The sequence below is a fragment of the Micromonospora sp. NPDC049900 genome (genome assembly GCF_044461025.1).
Lineage (GTDB): Bacteria > Actinomycetota > Actinomycetes > Mycobacteriales > Micromonosporaceae > Micromonospora.
This window is the reverse complement of sequence record NZ_JBITKM010000001.1, coordinates 596,548-611,423: the sequence shown is the minus strand read 5'-3', so window position 1 is coordinate 611,423 and position 14,876 is coordinate 596,548. Positions and strand designations below refer to the sequence as shown.

Annotated in this window: 15 protein-coding genes; 9 read left to right on the top strand and 6 right to left on the bottom strand. The window is 71.5% G+C overall.

What is annotated here, in order from left to right:
- The first annotated feature begins 159 nt into the window (after positions 1-159).
- The 4 genes from ACIBMZ_RS02875 to ACIBMZ_RS02860 all read left to right on the top strand — a co-directional run bounded on the left by ACIBMZ_RS02875 (position 160) and on the right by ACIBMZ_RS02860 (position 4,309).
- Positions 160-1,098: an ABC transporter permease gene (locus tag ACIBMZ_RS02875; protein WP_396690426.1), complete on the top strand. Its 939-nt coding sequence runs from the start codon at positions 160-162 to the stop codon at positions 1,096-1,098.
- 205 nt (positions 1,099-1,303) lie between these two features.
- Positions 1,304-2,260 carry an ABC transporter permease gene (locus tag ACIBMZ_RS02870; RefSeq protein WP_396690424.1) on the top strand — a complete coding sequence of 319 codons (957 nt, stop codon included), beginning with the start codon at positions 1,304-1,306 and terminating at the stop codon, positions 2,258-2,260.
- Positions 2,261-2,265: 5 nt separating this feature from the next.
- Entirely contained in the window at positions 2,266-3,297 is a 1,032-nt protein-coding gene (locus ACIBMZ_RS02865) for an ABC transporter ATP-binding protein (RefSeq protein ID WP_396690423.1), read from the top strand.
- Positions 3,281-4,309, top strand: coding sequence for an ABC transporter ATP-binding protein (locus ACIBMZ_RS02860; RefSeq protein WP_396690421.1), 1,029 nt, complete (start codon positions 3,281-3,283; stop codon positions 4,307-4,309). The genes ACIBMZ_RS02865 and ACIBMZ_RS02860 overlap by 17 nt, the downstream gene beginning before the upstream one ends.
- Before the next feature lie 78 nt (positions 4,310-4,387).
- Here the strand turns inward: ACIBMZ_RS02860 and purH are convergent, their stop codons facing one another.
- Positions 4,388-5,959, bottom strand: a complete 1,572-nt coding sequence (gene purH / locus ACIBMZ_RS02855; RefSeq protein ID WP_396690419.1) for a bifunctional phosphoribosylaminoimidazolecarboxamide formyltransferase/IMP cyclohydrolase — start codon at positions 5,957-5,959, stop codon at positions 4,388-4,390.
- The gene (gene purN / locus ACIBMZ_RS02850; protein WP_396690417.1) at positions 5,956-6,567 is read right to left on the bottom strand and encodes a phosphoribosylglycinamide formyltransferase; all 612 of its coding nucleotides are present in this window, start codon (positions 6,565-6,567) and stop codon (positions 5,956-5,958) included. Before purN ends, purH begins: the two co-directional genes overlap by 4 nt.
- 172 nt (positions 6,568-6,739) lie before the next feature.
- On the opposite strand from purN, the gene ACIBMZ_RS02845 reads away from it, so the two are divergent.
- Together ACIBMZ_RS02845 and ACIBMZ_RS02840 are read left to right on the top strand one after the other, a co-directional pair.
- Entirely contained in the window at positions 6,740-7,030 is a 291-nt protein-coding gene (locus ACIBMZ_RS02845) for a CD225/dispanin family protein (protein WP_396690415.1), read from the top strand.
- A 13-nt stretch (positions 7,031-7,043) separates the two neighbouring features.
- Positions 7,044-7,721 (top strand): DUF4190 domain-containing protein, encoded by a 678-nt coding sequence (locus ACIBMZ_RS02840; protein WP_396690413.1) that lies wholly within the window; start codon positions 7,044-7,046, stop codon positions 7,719-7,721.
- A 91-nt stretch (positions 7,722-7,812) separates the two neighbouring features.
- On the opposite strand, the gene ACIBMZ_RS02835 is transcribed toward ACIBMZ_RS02840, so the two are convergent.
- Positions 7,813-9,105 carry a DUF6350 family protein gene (locus tag ACIBMZ_RS02835; protein ID WP_396690411.1) on the bottom strand — a complete coding sequence of 431 codons (1,293 nt, stop codon included), beginning with the start codon at positions 9,103-9,105 and terminating at the stop codon, positions 7,813-7,815.
- Positions 9,106-9,263: 158 nt separating this feature from the next.
- Between ACIBMZ_RS02835 and ACIBMZ_RS02830 the strand changes: the two genes are divergently transcribed.
- On the top strand, positions 9,264-9,524 hold the full coding sequence (locus ACIBMZ_RS02830) for a DUF4190 domain-containing protein (protein WP_350692730.1): 261 nt from the start codon (positions 9,264-9,266) through the stop codon (positions 9,522-9,524).
- Between the two features lie 44 nt (positions 9,525-9,568).
- On the opposite strand, the gene sucD is transcribed toward ACIBMZ_RS02830, so the two are convergent.
- The 3 genes from sucD to ACIBMZ_RS02815 all read right to left on the bottom strand — a co-directional run bounded on the left by sucD (position 9,569) and on the right by ACIBMZ_RS02815 (position 12,660).
- Complete coding sequence (sucD, locus tag ACIBMZ_RS02825; RefSeq protein ID WP_396690409.1) at positions 9,569-10,456, bottom strand: succinate--CoA ligase subunit alpha; 888 nt, start codon at positions 10,454-10,456, stop codon at positions 9,569-9,571.
- Between the two features lie 2 nt (positions 10,457-10,458).
- Entirely contained in the window at positions 10,459-11,637 is a 1,179-nt protein-coding gene (sucC, locus tag ACIBMZ_RS02820; protein WP_396690407.1) for an ADP-forming succinate--CoA ligase subunit beta, read from the bottom strand.
- Positions 11,638-12,255: 618 nt separating this feature from the next.
- Positions 12,256-12,660, bottom strand: a complete 405-nt coding sequence (locus ACIBMZ_RS02815; RefSeq protein ID WP_350692734.1) for a cobalamin B12-binding domain-containing protein — start codon at positions 12,658-12,660, stop codon at positions 12,256-12,258.
- A gap of 424 nt (positions 12,661-13,084) precedes the next feature.
- On the opposite strand from ACIBMZ_RS02815, the gene ACIBMZ_RS02810 reads away from it, so the two are divergent.
- Both ACIBMZ_RS02810 and ACIBMZ_RS02805 read left to right on the top strand, forming a co-directional pair.
- Positions 13,085-13,798, top strand: a complete 714-nt coding sequence (locus ACIBMZ_RS02810) for a M23 family metallopeptidase (RefSeq protein ID WP_396690405.1) — start codon at positions 13,085-13,087, stop codon at positions 13,796-13,798.
- 275 nt (positions 13,799-14,073) lie between these two features.
- Positions 14,074-14,874 (top strand): M23 family metallopeptidase, encoded by an 801-nt coding sequence (locus ACIBMZ_RS02805; protein WP_396690403.1) that lies wholly within the window; start codon positions 14,074-14,076, stop codon positions 14,872-14,874.
- The last annotated feature ends 2 nt before the right edge of the window (positions 14,875-14,876 follow it).

The window sequence follows — 14,876 nt, the reverse complement described above, 5'->3', positions numbered from 1 at the left end:
CCCCAACACCACAATGTTTAAAACCTTCTATTTGCACCTATACACCGGGCTCCACATAAAAAATACCGCGCCCGAAAATAAACACCCCCCGGGGGGGGGGGGGGGGCGGGCCCCCCCCCCCCGCCACGTGGTTCGCCCTTTTTGGGGAGACTGCCTAGTATGTTCCGCTTCATCGTGCGGCGCCTGCTGCAGATGGTCCTGGCCTTCTTCGGCACCACGCTGATCGTCTACGCGTTGATGTTCGCCGGCCAGGGCGACCCGATCCAGGCGCTCGCCGGTGAACGTCCGGTCACCAAGGCCCAGCGGGCCTACCTCACCGAGAAGTACCACCTCGACGCGACCGGTGTCGGCGGCTTCCTCTACCGCTACTTCGACTACCTATCCAATCTGCTCCGCGGCGACCTCGGCGAGTCGCTCACCGGCCGGTCGATCGGTGACATCCTCGCCACCGCCTGGCCGGTCACCATCAAACTGGCGCTGATCGCCATCGCGGTCGCCGTGATCTTCGGGGTCACCGCGGGCGTCCTCGCCGGCATCCGCCGGGCCGGCATCTTCGACAACGCCACGCTGCTGCTGACGCTGCTGGTGCTCGGCATCCCGACCATCGTGCTCGCGCCGCTCGCGCAGTACTTCCTCGGCGTCAAGTGGCAGGTCTTCCCGCCCACCGCCGGCGCCGACCCCGACTTCGGCTCGCTGCTGCTGCCCGGGATCGTGCTCGGCTCGCTCTCCCTGGCCACCGCGCTGCGGCTGACCCGGACCTCGGTGGCCGAGAACCTGCGCGCCGACTACGTGCGTACCGCCCGTTCCAAGGGCCTGCCGAACCGGCGGGTGGTCAGCGTGCACGTCCTGCGCAACTCGCTCATCCCGGTGATCACCTTCCTCGGCGTCGAGGTGGGCAACCTGATGAGCGGCGCGATCATCACCGAGGGCGTGTTCAACATCCCCGGCGTCGGCTTCAACCTGTTCCGCGCCATCCGCACCGAGGACGGCCCGCTGGTGGTGGGCATCGTCAGCGTGCTCGTCGTGGTCTACCTGGTCTCCAATTTGGTGGTGGACGTCCTGTACGCCGTCCTGGACCCGAGGATCCGCTATGAGTGAGCGCAGCGAACGAATCGGCAAGCGCAGCGGACATGCCGGCACCGAGCGCAGCGAGGGGGCGGCACGAGTGAACGCAGCGAACGAATCGGCCAGCTCAGCGGACATGCCGGCACCGAGCGCAGCGAGGGGTGGGCATGAGTGAGCGCAGCGAACGAATCGGCCAGCTCAGCGGACATGCCGGCACCGAGCGCAGCGAGGGGTGGGCATGAGTGACTTCGAGACCGTTGCGGCGTCGGAGAACCAGGCCGCGCGACGCGGGCCGACGGGTGAGCCGGGCGCGCCCGACCAGGTCGGCCGGCCCCACAAGCCGCGCAGCCTCGCCGGGGACGCCTGGCGCGACCTGCGCCGCAAGCCGATCTTCTGGATCAGCCTGGCGCTGGTGCTGCTGGTGGCCGCGATGGCCGCCGCGCCGGGGCTGTTCACCAGCAACGACCCGGGCGACTGCGTGCTGGCCCGGCAGCACGCGGCCCCGTCCGGCGGGGCGATCTTCGGGTACGACTTCCAGGGCTGCGACACGTACGCCCGCGCGGTCTACGGCGCCCGGGCGTCCCTGCTGGTCGGCGCCCTCTCCGCGCTGCTCACCGGGGTGATCGCGCTGGTCGTCGGGATGCTCGCCGGCTACTTCGGCGGCTGGGTCGACGCGGTGCTCAGCCGGGTGATCGACATCGTGCTCGGCATCCCGCTGCTGCTGGCCGCGATCGTGCTACTCAAGCGGGTCGCCAGCGACAGTGCCACGGTCCGCGTCGGTGCCGTCATCTTCGTGCTCGCGGTGCTCGGCTGGACCACCGCCGCCCGGGTGGTCCGCTCCTCGGTGATCACCGCCCGGGAGCAGGACTACGTGTCGGCGGCGCGGATGCTGGGCGCCGGCAACGGCCGGATCATGTGGCGGCACATCCTGCCGAACGCGCTCGCCCCGGCGATCGTGGTGCTGACGATCGCGCTCGGTTCGTTCATCGCCGCCGAGGCGACGCTCTCCTTCCTCGGCATCGGCCTGCGGGAACCGACCATCTCCTGGGGCATCGACATCAACAACGGTCGGGTGCACATGCGGGAGTCGGCCACCCCGCTGGTCGTCCCGTCGACGTTCCTGGCCCTGACCGTGCTGGCGTTCATCATGCTCGGCGACGCCATCCGTGACGCGTTCGACCCGAAGCTGCGGTGACCGACATGACCACGACGCGGCCCACTCCGGCCTCCCCCACCCCGCCCGGCGGCCACCTGCTCCAGGTACGGGACCTGCACATCGAGTTCCGCACCGGCGAGGGGGTGGCGAAGGTGGTCAACGGGGTCAGCTACCACCTGGACCCCAGCGAGACGCTCGCGGTGCTGGGCGAGTCCGGCTCCGGCAAGTCCGTCACCGCGCAGGCGGTGATGGGCATCCTGGACAGCCCACCGGCGCACGTCACCGCCGGGCAGATCCACTACCAGGGGCGCGACCTGCTCGCCCTGCCCGAGGAGCAACGTCGGCAGGTCCGGGGCAAGGAGATCGCGATGATCTTCCAGGACGCCCTCTCCGCGTTGAACCCGGTCTTCCCGGTCGGCTGGCAGATCGGCGAGACGCTGCGCCAGCGGCTCGGCATGTCCCGCGCCGACGCACGCCGCCGGGCGGTGGAGCTGATGGACCTGGTGCAGATCCCGGCCGCCGGCCAGCGTCTCGGCGACTACCCGCACCAGTTCTCCGGCGGCATGCGCCAACGCGTGATGATCGCGATGGCGCTGGCGATGGAACCGAAGGTGCTGATCGCCGACGAGCCGACCACCGCGCTCGACGTCACCGTGCAGGCGCAGATCATGGACCTCCTCGCCGACCTGCGGCGGGACCTGGACATGGCGATGATCCTGATCACCCATGACCTGGGCATGGTCGCCGACGTGGCGGACCGGATCGCGGTCATGTACGCGGGCCGCATCGTCGAGCACGCCGACGTGCGGTCGTTGTACCGGGCGCCCGCCCACCCGTACACCAAGGGGCTGCTGGCGTCGATCCCGCGCCTGGACCAGCGCGGCGGGCGGCTGTCCACCATCCGGGGCCTGCCGCCGAACCTGATGCGCATTCCCAGCGGCTGCCCCTTCCATCCCCGATGCCCGTACGCGCAGCAGGTCTGCGTCGACGAGGTACCGCACGACCTGGTCCTCGGCGACGGCCGGACCAGCGCGTGCCACTTCGCGCAGGAGGTACGTGATGACCGCGCCGGCTGAGCCCACCACGGTGACCGGCGAGACGATCCTCGACGTCGACAACGTGGTGAAGCACTTCCCGATCACGCAGGGGGTGCTGTTCCAGAAGAGGGTCGGCGCGGTGAAGGCCGTCGACGGGGTGAGTTTCCAGCTCCGCCGGGGCGAGACGCTGGGCGTCGTCGGCGAGTCCGGCTGCGGCAAGTCGACCCTGGCCCGGTTGCTGATGCGGCTGGAGCGGCCGACCGCCGGCCGGGCCACCCTGGCCGGGCAGGACCTGTTCGCCGCCTCCGGGGCCCGGCTCCGCCGGATCCGCCGCAACATGCAGATGGTCATGCAGGACCCGTACACCTCGCTGAACCCCCGGATGACCGTCGGCGACATCATCGGCGAGCCGTTCGAGATCCATCCCGAGGCGGCCCCGAAGGGCAGCCGCGAGCGGCGGGTGCAGGAACTGCTCGACGTGGTCGGGCTGAACCCGGAGCACGTCAACCGCTACCCGCACCAGTTCTCCGGCGGCCAGCGGCAGCGCATCGGCATCGCCCGGGCACTCGCGCTGCGGCCCGAGGTGATCGTCTGCGACGAGCCGGTCTCCGCGCTGGACGTCTCCATCCAGGCCCAGGTGATCAACCTGTTGGAGCAGCTCCAGGACGAGTTCGGGCTGTCGTACATCTTCATCGCCCACGACCTGTCCGTGGTGCGGCACATCTCGGACCGGATCGCGGTGATGTACCTGGGCCGGATCGTGGAGATCGGCACCGAGGACGAGATCTACCAGCGGGCCACCCACCCGTACACGCAGGCGCTGCTCTCGGCCGCGCCGGTGCCGGACCCGGACGCCCGCGAGCGTCGTACGGTGATCCGGTTGCGCGGTGACGTACCGAGCCCGGCCGACCCGCCGAGCGGCTGCCACTTCCGGACCCGGTGCTGGAAGGCGCAGGAGATCTGCGCCGTCGAGGATCCACAGGCGGTGCCGCGGGCCGCCGACCCGCACCCGTCCGCCTGTCACTTCGCCGAGCTGCGCCCGTCGGTGTAAGGAAGGGTCCCCTGCTAACGCCGGGTGTATAGCAGGGGACCCTTCCTTACATCCAAGGCCGAGCCGCGCGGCGGCGGGTCAGTGGAAGAAGTGCCGGGTGCCGGTCAGGTACATGGTGACGCCGGCCTGCTTGCAGGCGGCGATCACCTCCTCGTCCCGGATCGAGCCGCCCGGCTGCACGATCGCCCGGATGCCGGCGTCGATGAGGATCTGCGGCCCGTCGGCGAACGGGAAGAACGCGTCCGAGGCCGCCACCGCGCCCCGCGCCCGGTCGGCACCGGCCCGACTGACCGCCAGTCGCGCCGAGTCGACCCGGTTGACCTGACCCATCCCGACGCCGACCGTGGCGCCGTCCTGGGCCAGCAGGATCGCGTTGCTCTTCACCGCGCGCACCGCCCGCCAGGCGAAGGCCAGGTCGGCCAGGGTCGCCTCGTCGGCCGCCTCGCCGGTGGCCAGCCGCCAGGTCGTCGGGTCGTCGCCCTCGGCGTCGATCGCGTCGCGTTCCTGCACCAGCACACCGCCGGTGATCTGCCGCCACTCGGTCGACGGCGGACGGAACTCCGGTGCCCGCAGCAGCCGGATGTTCTTCTTGGCCTGGAGCACCTCGGCGGCACCGGGCTCGTAGCCGGGCGCCACGACGACCTCGGTGAAGATCTCGGCGATCTGCCCGGCCAGCTCGACCGAGACCGGCCGGTTCACCGCGATGACGCCGCCGAAGGCGGAGACCGGGTCGCAGGCGTGCGCCTTGCGGTGGGCCTCGGCCACGTCCGCGCCGACCGCGATGCCGCACGGGTTGGCGTGCTTGATCACGGCCACCGCCGGCTGGTCGACGAAGTCGTTCGCGGCCCGCCAGGCGGCGTCCGCGTCGACGTAGTTGTTGTAGGACATCTCCTTGCCGTGCAACTGCTCGGCCTGGGCCAACCCGGGCGGGCTCGCCGGGTCCGCGTAGACCGCCGCGCCCTGGTGCGGGTTCTCGCCGTACCGCAGCACCGCCTGCCGACGCAGCGCCAGTCCGGCGAACTCCGGCCCGCCGTCGGCGGCCGGGGCCAGGGTCGTGGCGAACCAGTCGGCCACCGCCACGTCGTACTCGGCGATGTCGGCGAAGGCGCGGGCGGCCAGCGCCCGCCGCTGCGCCAGCGTGAAGCCGCCGCCGTCGAGCGCGGCCAGCAGCAGCGGGTACGCGGCCGGGTCGGTCACCACCGCCACCGACGCGTGGTTCTTGGCGGCGGCCCGCACCATCGCCGGACCGCCGATGTCGATCTGCTCGACGCACTCGTCCTGGCTCGCGCCGGAGGCCACGGTCTGCTGGAACGGGTACAGGTTGGACACCAGCAGGTCGATCCCGGCGATGCCGTGCTCGTCGAGCTGGGCGACGTGGGTGTCCTTGCGCAGGTCGGCGAGGAGTCCACCGTGGATCTTCGGGTGCAGGGTCTTCACCCGGCCGTCGAGGATCTCCGGGAAGCCGGTCACCTGCTCCACGGCGGTCACCGGCACACCGGCACCGGCGATCGTCGACGCGGTGCTGCCGGTGGAGACGATCTCCACCCCGGCGGCGTGCAGCGCCTTGGCCAGGTCGACCAGTCCGCTCTTGTCGTAGACGCTGACCAGTGCCCGCCGGATCGGGCGACGCCCGTCCTCGATGGAACTCACGGAACTGTGACCTTTCTCCCGGTGATCGTCCAACCCTCGCGGACCAGTCGGCCCACTTGCTCGACGAGTTGCTGCCGCTCGGCTTCCTTGATGCGTTCGGTGAGCGTGTCCACGTCGTCGTCCTCGTGCACCGGCACCGCCACCTGCGCCACGATCGGGCCGGTGTCCATCCCGGCGTCGACGAAGAACAGCGTCGCACCGGTGACCTTCACCCCGTAGGCGAGCGCGTCCCGGGGGCCGTGGATGCCGGGGAACGCCGGCAGCAGGGTGTTGTGCGTGTTCAGGTAGCGGTCGCCGAAGGCGGCGAGGAACCGGGAACCGACCAGCTTCAGGAACCCGGCGGAGACGACCAGGTCAGGGCGGTGCGCGGCGACCTGCTCGGTGAGCGCCACGTCCCACTCCTCGCGGGACGGGTGGTCCTTGACCCGCGCCACGAACGTCGGCACCCCGGCGGCGGCGGCCCGGTCCAGCCCGGCGATGCCGTCGCGGTCCGCGCCCACCGCGACCACCCGGGCCCCGTACGCCGGGTCGGCGGTCGCGTCCAGCAGCGCCTGCAGGTTGCTGCCGGAGCCGGAGACGAGGACGACGATGCGGGCGGGCTCGGTCACCGGCACACCCTATCCGGCGGCGGATCGGCGCTGGTCCGGTGCCCACCCGGTGGGCCGGCGACCCTTCGCCGACCACCGAGGTCGCACTGACCGGGTACGCTGCCGGTCGCTTGGGACCGGCGCGTGTCCGGCCCGCACCCGTCAGCGAAACGTACGTGAGGAGCTCGTCATCATGCAGCCCGGATACCCGTCCCAGCCGCCCCAGCAGGTCGACAACAACATGACGATGTCGATCGTCGCCATCTTCCTGTTCTGGCCGCTGGCGATCCCCGCCATCATCAACGCCTCGAAGGTCAACCAGCTTCTCCAGCAGGGTGACTACGCCGGTGCCCAGGCCGCGTCCGCCGAGTCGAAGAAGTGGTCCAAGTGGGCCATCATCGTCGGTGTCGCGTGGCTCGCGATCGTGCTGCTCTGCTGCCTGGGCGGTGGCGTCCTCGGTTCGCTCAGCGGCTCCAACGTCTGAGTCACGGAACCACATGCAGCCCGGTAACCCCGGTCAGGACCCGTACGGCCAACAGCCGTACGGGGATCCGACAGCTCCACCTCCGCACAACCCGTACGCGCCACCGGCGGCCAATCCCTACGCACCTCCGCCGGCCAACCCGTACGCCACGCCGGAGCCGCACACGCCTGCGGTCGACCCGTACCAGCAGGCAGACCCGTACGGCCAGCAGCCGTACGACCCGTACGGCCAGCAGCCGCCCACCTCCGGGCAGCCGTACGACCCGTACTCGGCCCCGCCCGCCGGACAGCCGGCGTACGGTCAGCCCCCGACCTACGGGCAGCCGCCGACGTCGGGGCACCCCTACGGTGGCCAGCCCTACCAGGACCCGTACGCCCCGCAGCCGTACGGCGGTGCGCCGATGTACCCGCACGCCGGTTTCGCCGGCCCCGGCGGGCAGCAGAACACGCTCGGTCTGGTGGCGATGATCCTGGGCATCGCGTCGATCCCGCTGAACTGCTGCTACCTCGGTATTCCGCTGGGCCTGGCCGCGGTGATCACCGGCTGGCTCGGCAAGCAGAAGGTCGACCAGGGCCTGGCCGGCAACGCGGGGCAGGCCCTCACCGGCCTGATCTGCGGCGGCATCGGCCTGCTGCTGGGCCTGCTCTATCTCGTGCTGATCGCGGTGAACTACGCCGTGCCGCAGCTTTGAGCCAGCAGTACGCGAGGGGCGCTCCGGACGAACGGGGCGCCCCTCGTCGTGAACGGCCCCGAGTTCGAGGGCCGGCCGCGCTGCGGTCGGTCTAGCCGGCGGGCCGGGTGAGCCAGCGGGTCGCCGCCGCTCCGAGCACCGCGCCGCCGCCCGTGATCAGCATCGCGGCCAGCGCCACCTGCCAACCGACCGGGCCGACCTCGGCCAGCCGTCCGGCACCGAGCGGCCCGCCGGAGACCTCCGCGAGCACGCCGAGGAGCACCCCGGCCACCGGGCCGACGAGTACGGCCGGCACCAGCAGCCGCCGCCAGCGCAGCGGTGCGCGGTCCGCCCCGGCCGACCGGAGCAACCGACGGGCCAGCAGCCAACCCGCGGCCATGCCCACCAGGACCGGTATCGCGAGGACCACGATCGACCCGGCCCCGTCGACCGGCCCGCTCGGCAGCCCGGCGAACAACGGCAGCGCCGGTAGCGCGCCGACCGAGACCTCGCTGGTGCGGACCGCCGTGTCGGTGCCCACGGCGAAGCCCGGCCCGAGCAGGTAGCCGGTTGCCCAGACGGTGGCGTTGGGGGCGTACGCCAGGCTGACCAGGGTGATGCCCGCCTGCCCGGCCACGCCGGTGCGGTACGCGCCGATCAGGTCGGCCGCGTCGCCCCCGCCGGTCGCCACGGCCAGTCCCGCCCCGGCCGCCCCCGCGCCGAGCAGCACCAGTGCGGCCACCAGGCCGGCCCGGACTCCTTCGCGCACCGGCGTCGGTACCTGACCGGCGAGCACCTCGGCCAGCCCGGTGGTCCGGGTCGCGCCGAGCCCGGCGGCGAGCGTGCCGATCACCGCGAGCGTCACCCCGGCCCGCGACCACGACACACCGGTGCCGCCGGTGTCCACGAGCAGCGCGGCGAGCAGACCGATCAGGCCGTAGCCGACGCCGACCGCCGCCGCGACGGCCGACGTGCGGCCCGGCGACCGGCTGCCGCGTGCGCCGACCGCACGGCTGGCGTGCACACCGGCCCGGGCGAGCCGCCAGAGGGCCAGCACGGTGACCGCGAGCGGGGCCAGGCCCAGGGGTCCGGCGGCGGTGTCCAGCGGTACGCCGTGCCCGAGCAGCCATCCGGCCGCCCCCGCGCGGACCGCACCCAGCAGCGTGGCGGCACCCTCGCTGAGCTGGAACAACCAGAGTGCGAGCGCCACCGGCAGCCAGGAGGTGAGGGCGGCTCCGCCAGCGGCCACCAACGCGGCGACCGCGAGGGGCGGGTGACGGCGACCGCCGGGCGTGCCCCGCTGCACCGGTACCCGGCGGGGCGGGCCGGCGCGACCGGGTGGCCGGGCGCCGACTCCGCGTGCGTCGGTGGCCCGGCGCGGCTGGTCAGGGGTGACGGAGGACATCGGCTCTACTCTGGCATGCCGGGGCCGCCTCGGCTGCCCGGACACCACCCCGTCCGGAGGTGAGTTCGCCTGATCCGGCGTGCCGGCCGCAGGGTCCGGTCTAGCCTCGGCTCAGGGCCGTGACCGACGTCGCGGCAGGTAGTGTCCGGAGGGAAGCCGTGAACGCTCCGTATCCACCGCCCCCGCCGCCACCGGCAGGCCGGGACCGCACCACTCTGTGGGGCGTGCTGGGCATCGTCACCGGGGTGCTCTGCTGCGGCATCCTCGGCATCGTCTTCGGCTGGTTGTCGATCCGCGACGCACGCCGCTACCGGCAGTCGCCGGTGCTCGGCTACGTCTCGATCGGCCTGGGTGTGCTGAACATCGTGATCAGCCTGATCCTGTCCGCGACGGGCAACTACCCGTACTGGAACCGCTGAGGGGCCGACCTTCCGGTCGGCCCCTCGAAGACTGTCGTACCGGCTCAGCCGGCGGACATGATCTCCCGCATCAGCTTGGCGGTCTCGGTCGGGGTCTTGCCGACCTTGACGCCGACCGCCTCCAGCGCGGCCTTCTTCGCGTCGGCGGTACCCGCCGAGCCGGAGATGATCGCACCGGCGTGCCCCATGGTCTTGCCGGGCGGGGCGGTGAAGCCGGCGATGTAGCCGACCACCGGCTTGGTGACGTTGGCCTTGATGTAGTCGGCTGCCCGCTCCTCGGCGTCGCCGCCGATCTCACCGATCATCACGATCGCGTCGGTGTCCGGGTCGGCCTCGAACGCGGCCAGCGCGTCGATGTGCGTGGTGCCGATGATCGGGTCGCCACCGATGCCGACGCAGGTCGAGAAGCCGATGTCCCGCAGCTCGTACATCATCTGGTAGGTCAGCGTGCCGCTCTTGCTGACCAGGCCGATCCGGCCGCTGCCGGTGATGTCGGCCGGGATGATGCCGGCGTTGGAGGCGCCCGGCGAGGCGATGCCGGGGCAGTTCGGCCCGACGATCCGGGTCCGCTCGCCCTTGCCCGTGTTGTACGCCCAGAAGGCGGCGGTGTCGTGCACCGGCACACCCTCGGTGATCACCACGGCCAGCGGGATCTCGGCGTCGATCGCCTCGATGACCGCGCCCTTGGTGAACTGCGGGGGCACGAAGATGACGGTGACGTCGGCGCCGGTGTCCTTCATCGCGTCCGCGACGCTGGCGAAGACCGGCAGCTCGGTGCCGTCGAAGTCGACGGTGGTGCCCGCCTTGCGCGGGTTCACGCCGCCGACGACGTTGGTGCCGGCCGCGAGCATCCGCCGGGTGTGCTTGGAACCCTCGGAACCGGTCATCCCCTGGACGATGACCTTCGAGTCCTTGGTGAGCCAGATAGCCATTGTCAGACCCCCGCAGCCGCCAGCTCGGCGGCCCGCTCGGCCGCGCCGTCCATGGTGTCGACCCGCTGCACCAGCGGGTTGTTCGCGCTGTCGAGGATCGCCCGACCCGCTTCGGCGTTGTTGCCGTCCAGCCGCACGACGAGCGGCTTGGTGACCTGCTCCCCGCGCTGCTCCAGCAGGGCCAGCGCCTGGATGATGCCGTTGGCGACCTCGTCGCAGGCGGTGATGCCGCCGAAGACGTTGACGAAGACGCTTCGGACCGACGGGTCGGAGAGCACGATCTCCAGACCGTTGGCCATCACCGCGGCGCTCGCGCCGCCGCCGATGTCGAGGAAGTTGGCCGGCTTGACGCCGCCGTGCCGCTCACCGGCGTACGCGACCACGTCGAGCGTGGACATGACCAGGCCCGCGCCGTTGCCGATGATGCCGACCTCGCCGTCGAGCTTGACGTAGTTGAGGTCCTTCTCCTTGGCGGCCTGCTCCAGCGGGTCCACGGTCGACTGGTCGACCAGGGCCTCGTGGTCCGGGTGCCGGAAGCCGGCGTTCTCGTCCAGCGAGATCTTGGCGTCCAGCAGCAGCAGCGTGCCGTCACCGGTCTTGGCCAACGGGTTGACCTCGACCAGGGTGGCGTCCTCGGCGACGAACGCCTTCCACAGCCCCACCGCGACGTCGACGACCTGGTCGGCGACCTCGGCCGGGAAGCCCGCGGCGGAGACGATCTCCCGGGCCTTGGCCTCGTCGACACCCTTGACGGCGTCGATCGGGGCCTTGACGACCTTGTCCGGGGTGTCCGCGGCGACCTGCTCGATGTCCATGCCGCCAGCGACGCTGGCGATGCAGAGGAAGGTACGGTTCGCCCGGTCCAGCAGGTACGAGAAGTAGTACTCGTCGGCCACGTCGGCGGTCACCGTGATCATGACCTTGTGGACCGTGTGACCCTTGATGTCCATGCCGAGGATGTCGGTGGCGCGGGCCACCGTCTCCTCCGCGCCCTCGGCGAGCTTCACGCCGCCGGCCTTGCCTCGCCCGCCGACCTTCACCTGCGCCTTGACGACCACTCGGCCGCCGAGGCGATCGGCGATCGCGCGGGCCTCCTCCGGGGTGGTGGCAACGCCGCCCGCGAGCACGGGCAGACCGTGCCGCTCGAACAGGTCCCGCCCCTGGTATTCGTACAGGTCCACGATTGCGCGTCCCGTCCCGTCTCCGCGGCGCACCGTCGCGCCGCCACCAGCGTATGGAAAGTAAACAGTGCGGTGCCTGACATCAGTCGAAGTTGACGCAGACCGCTGAACCTCGCGCGGCCCGAACCGCACGGCACTCGCGCACCGCGCCCTACCCGTGGGTCCGTCGGACCGTGGGCGGAGGTGATGCGGGGTTCATTGGGCGCAGCCTAGCGATGTCGGCACGGGCGGCAACCGAGCGGGTGCGGGGTGTGCGGTAATCCACAGCCACCACGGACGCTGTGTCACCGGCGTGCACCACGCCGCAGCGACCGCTCCGGTGTCACCCGTTCGGGCGATCTCCACGACCTGGGCAGGGAACCCGTCGCCGGTGCGTAACCCGGCCGGCAGGGCCTCGTTGAGTCAGGTGTCGGAGCGCTGAACGGCGCGAGGACGCAAGCGGCCGATGCCCTGTCGGTCGAGGGGTGGCGGCGGGGCATCGTGCATAGAGGGGCCGGACGTGTGAGGGGTGCGTCCGGCCCCTCCCCTTGTGCGCTGCACGCGTCGGGCCCGTTTGCGCGCTCTCCTGCGACACGTCCGTCCCGCCCTGCGCGTCGACTCTCCGGTGCGCGTGTCGGGTCAGCTCACCGGCTGGGCGACGTTGCTGCGGACCCACTCCACGATGGACTGGGTGGTCGCACCGGGCGTGAAGATCTTGGCCACACCGAGCTGCTCCAGCTCCGGGATGTCCGCGTCCGGAATGATGCCGCCGCCGAAGACCACGATGTCCCGGGCGTCGCGCTCACCGAGCAGTTCGAGCACCCGACGGAACAGCGTCATGTGCGCGCCGGAGAGCACCGAGAGGCCGACCGCGTCGGCGTCCTCCTGGATCGCGGTCTCCACGATCTGCTCCGGAGTCTGGTGTAGGCCGGTGTAGATGACCTCCATGCCGGCGTCCCGGAGAGCGCGGGCCACCACCTTGGCCCCACGGTCGTGGCCGTCCAGGCCCGGCTTGGCGACGACGACCCGAACACGAGAGCTCATCTGCGCATCCCTTTCAGCGGCTCCGGGGCTTTCACCTGAACGAACGGTAACCCGCGCCCCCGAACCCGGGGAACCGGGGCCGAAGCCCGGTGACGGACCCGCCGCCACGACCACCTCACGCAGAGACACGACCGACGCGGTCCGGGTCAAGGAGGACGACTCCGCCGATCGGTCACGGTGTGCGACGAACGGACGATAACGAGGGCAGCCCTCCGGTGCCGCTAGCCATGACATTAACGGACGGAAAGGGACAGAAAGGTGCAACGAGTTCGGCGCTCCGGCTTGTGGGGCGACTGCCGGTTGGCTACCGTGTCCACGGTTGTCATCAGGTTTGCGGACGGGTGACGACGCGACCAGCCGACGGACGGACCACTGATCCGGACGACGGCCGACCGCCTCGGAACCCCGACAACGGAGGGTGTGCGTGCGCCAGCGCCTGTCGTCTGAGCCCGATCGATATCGCGGTCGCCGCCGCGTACCCACCCCCCCACGTAGCCGCTACGCCGCAGTCGTCACCACCGCCTTCGTCGGTGCCGGCGTGGTGGCACTGGGCGCCGGCGCTCTGCCGGACGCCAAGAGCGTCGAACAGTCGGTGCTCGACGAGCTGAAGCAGGCGGCGGTCAGCAGCCAGGGCGCTGCCGAGCGTGCCGAGACCGCCGACCGGGCCTCCCGGGACGGCCGCAGCGCCCCGGAGAGCGTCGAGGACTCCGGCGTCTGGCTGCTGCCACTACAGGGCTACGACTTCAACTCCCCCTACGGCATGCGGTGGGGGAAGCTGCACACCGGCATCGACCTGGTCGCGCCGGAGGGCACGCCGTACGTCTCGATCCACGAGGGCACCGTCACCAAGGCCGGCTGGTTCGGCGGGTACGGCAACGCCGTGATCGTCCAGCACCCGGACGGCAGCGAGGCGATCTACGGCCACTCCTCGGACGTGAGCGTGCGCGAGGGGCAGCAGGTCAAGGCCGGCGACCAGCTCGGTCTGGTCGGCAACACCGGACACTCCTACGGGGTCCACCTGCACCTGGAGATCCATGTCAAGGGCAAGCCGCTCGACCCGGTGCCCTGGCTCCAGGAGCGCGGAGTGGACATCAAGCTGCAAGTCGAGGCAATTTACAGCGAGGTAACGGAGTCCTGACAGCCCGTTGCACCCGTTGACCGCCCGGATCGATCGATCCGGGCGGTTTTTCGTGCCCGCCCGGATCGCAAAGTGTCCCGGGCCACAGTCCGCACTGTGGTCGAGCGCACACCCCGGCCGACGCACCGACCCGGTCATCCGGCGGCAACCGGGGACGGACCGGGAAAGCAGCACCGCCATCACCGCCCACCCACCCAACCCCGGTACTCGACGAACACCCGGCGGACCCCAGGATTTCCAGGTCACGTACCCCTCGATCCAGTGAGGTCCGCCCCGTGCAGGACGACAACCCCACCCCGCACCACAAGCTCCCCCACGCCCCCGCCCGGCATCGCCGCCGGATCGGCCGGCGCGGCCGTCGACTGGCCGTCGGCGCGGTCGCCGTACTGGGACTCGGACTCGGTGGCGTCGTCGTGACCAGTCTCGACGACAGCCCGACCCCCGTCTCACTCGACGCGCAGGCCAGCGCCGAAGCCGCCGCCCGTGCGGAGGCCGCCGCCCGCGCCGACCGCTCGGCCCGCGAGTCGGCCGCCCCGGCGACGCCGGAGAGCCCGACGCCGACCCCGACGGCGAGCCCGTCCCGGACACCCGGCGCGAGCCCGACCGCGAAACCCCGCCCGACAGCCACCAAGGCCACCAAGGCCACCACGAAGACCACGAGTGCGGCCCCGAAGCCCGACTGGGTCATCCCGATGGCCGGCGCCGCCATCACCTCGTGCTACGGCCCGCGCTGGGGCACGCTGCACGCCGGGATCGACTTCGCGCTGCCCGCCGGCACGCCGGTGCGGGCCGCCTCCAAGGGCACCGTGACGAAGGCCGGCGACGTCGGTGACGGGTACGGCATCTCGGTCGTCATCGACCACGGCAACGGCTACCTCACCCACTACGCCCACCTGAGCACCACCCGGGTGAACGTGGGCGAGAAGGTCAGCACCGGGCAGACCATCGGCCTGGAAGGCTCCACCGGCGACTCCACCGGGCCGCACCTGCACTTCGAGGTGCACCAGGGACAGATGTGGAACCAGATCGACCCGGCGCCGTTCCTGCGTGCCCGGGGCATCGACGTGGCGTGCTGACC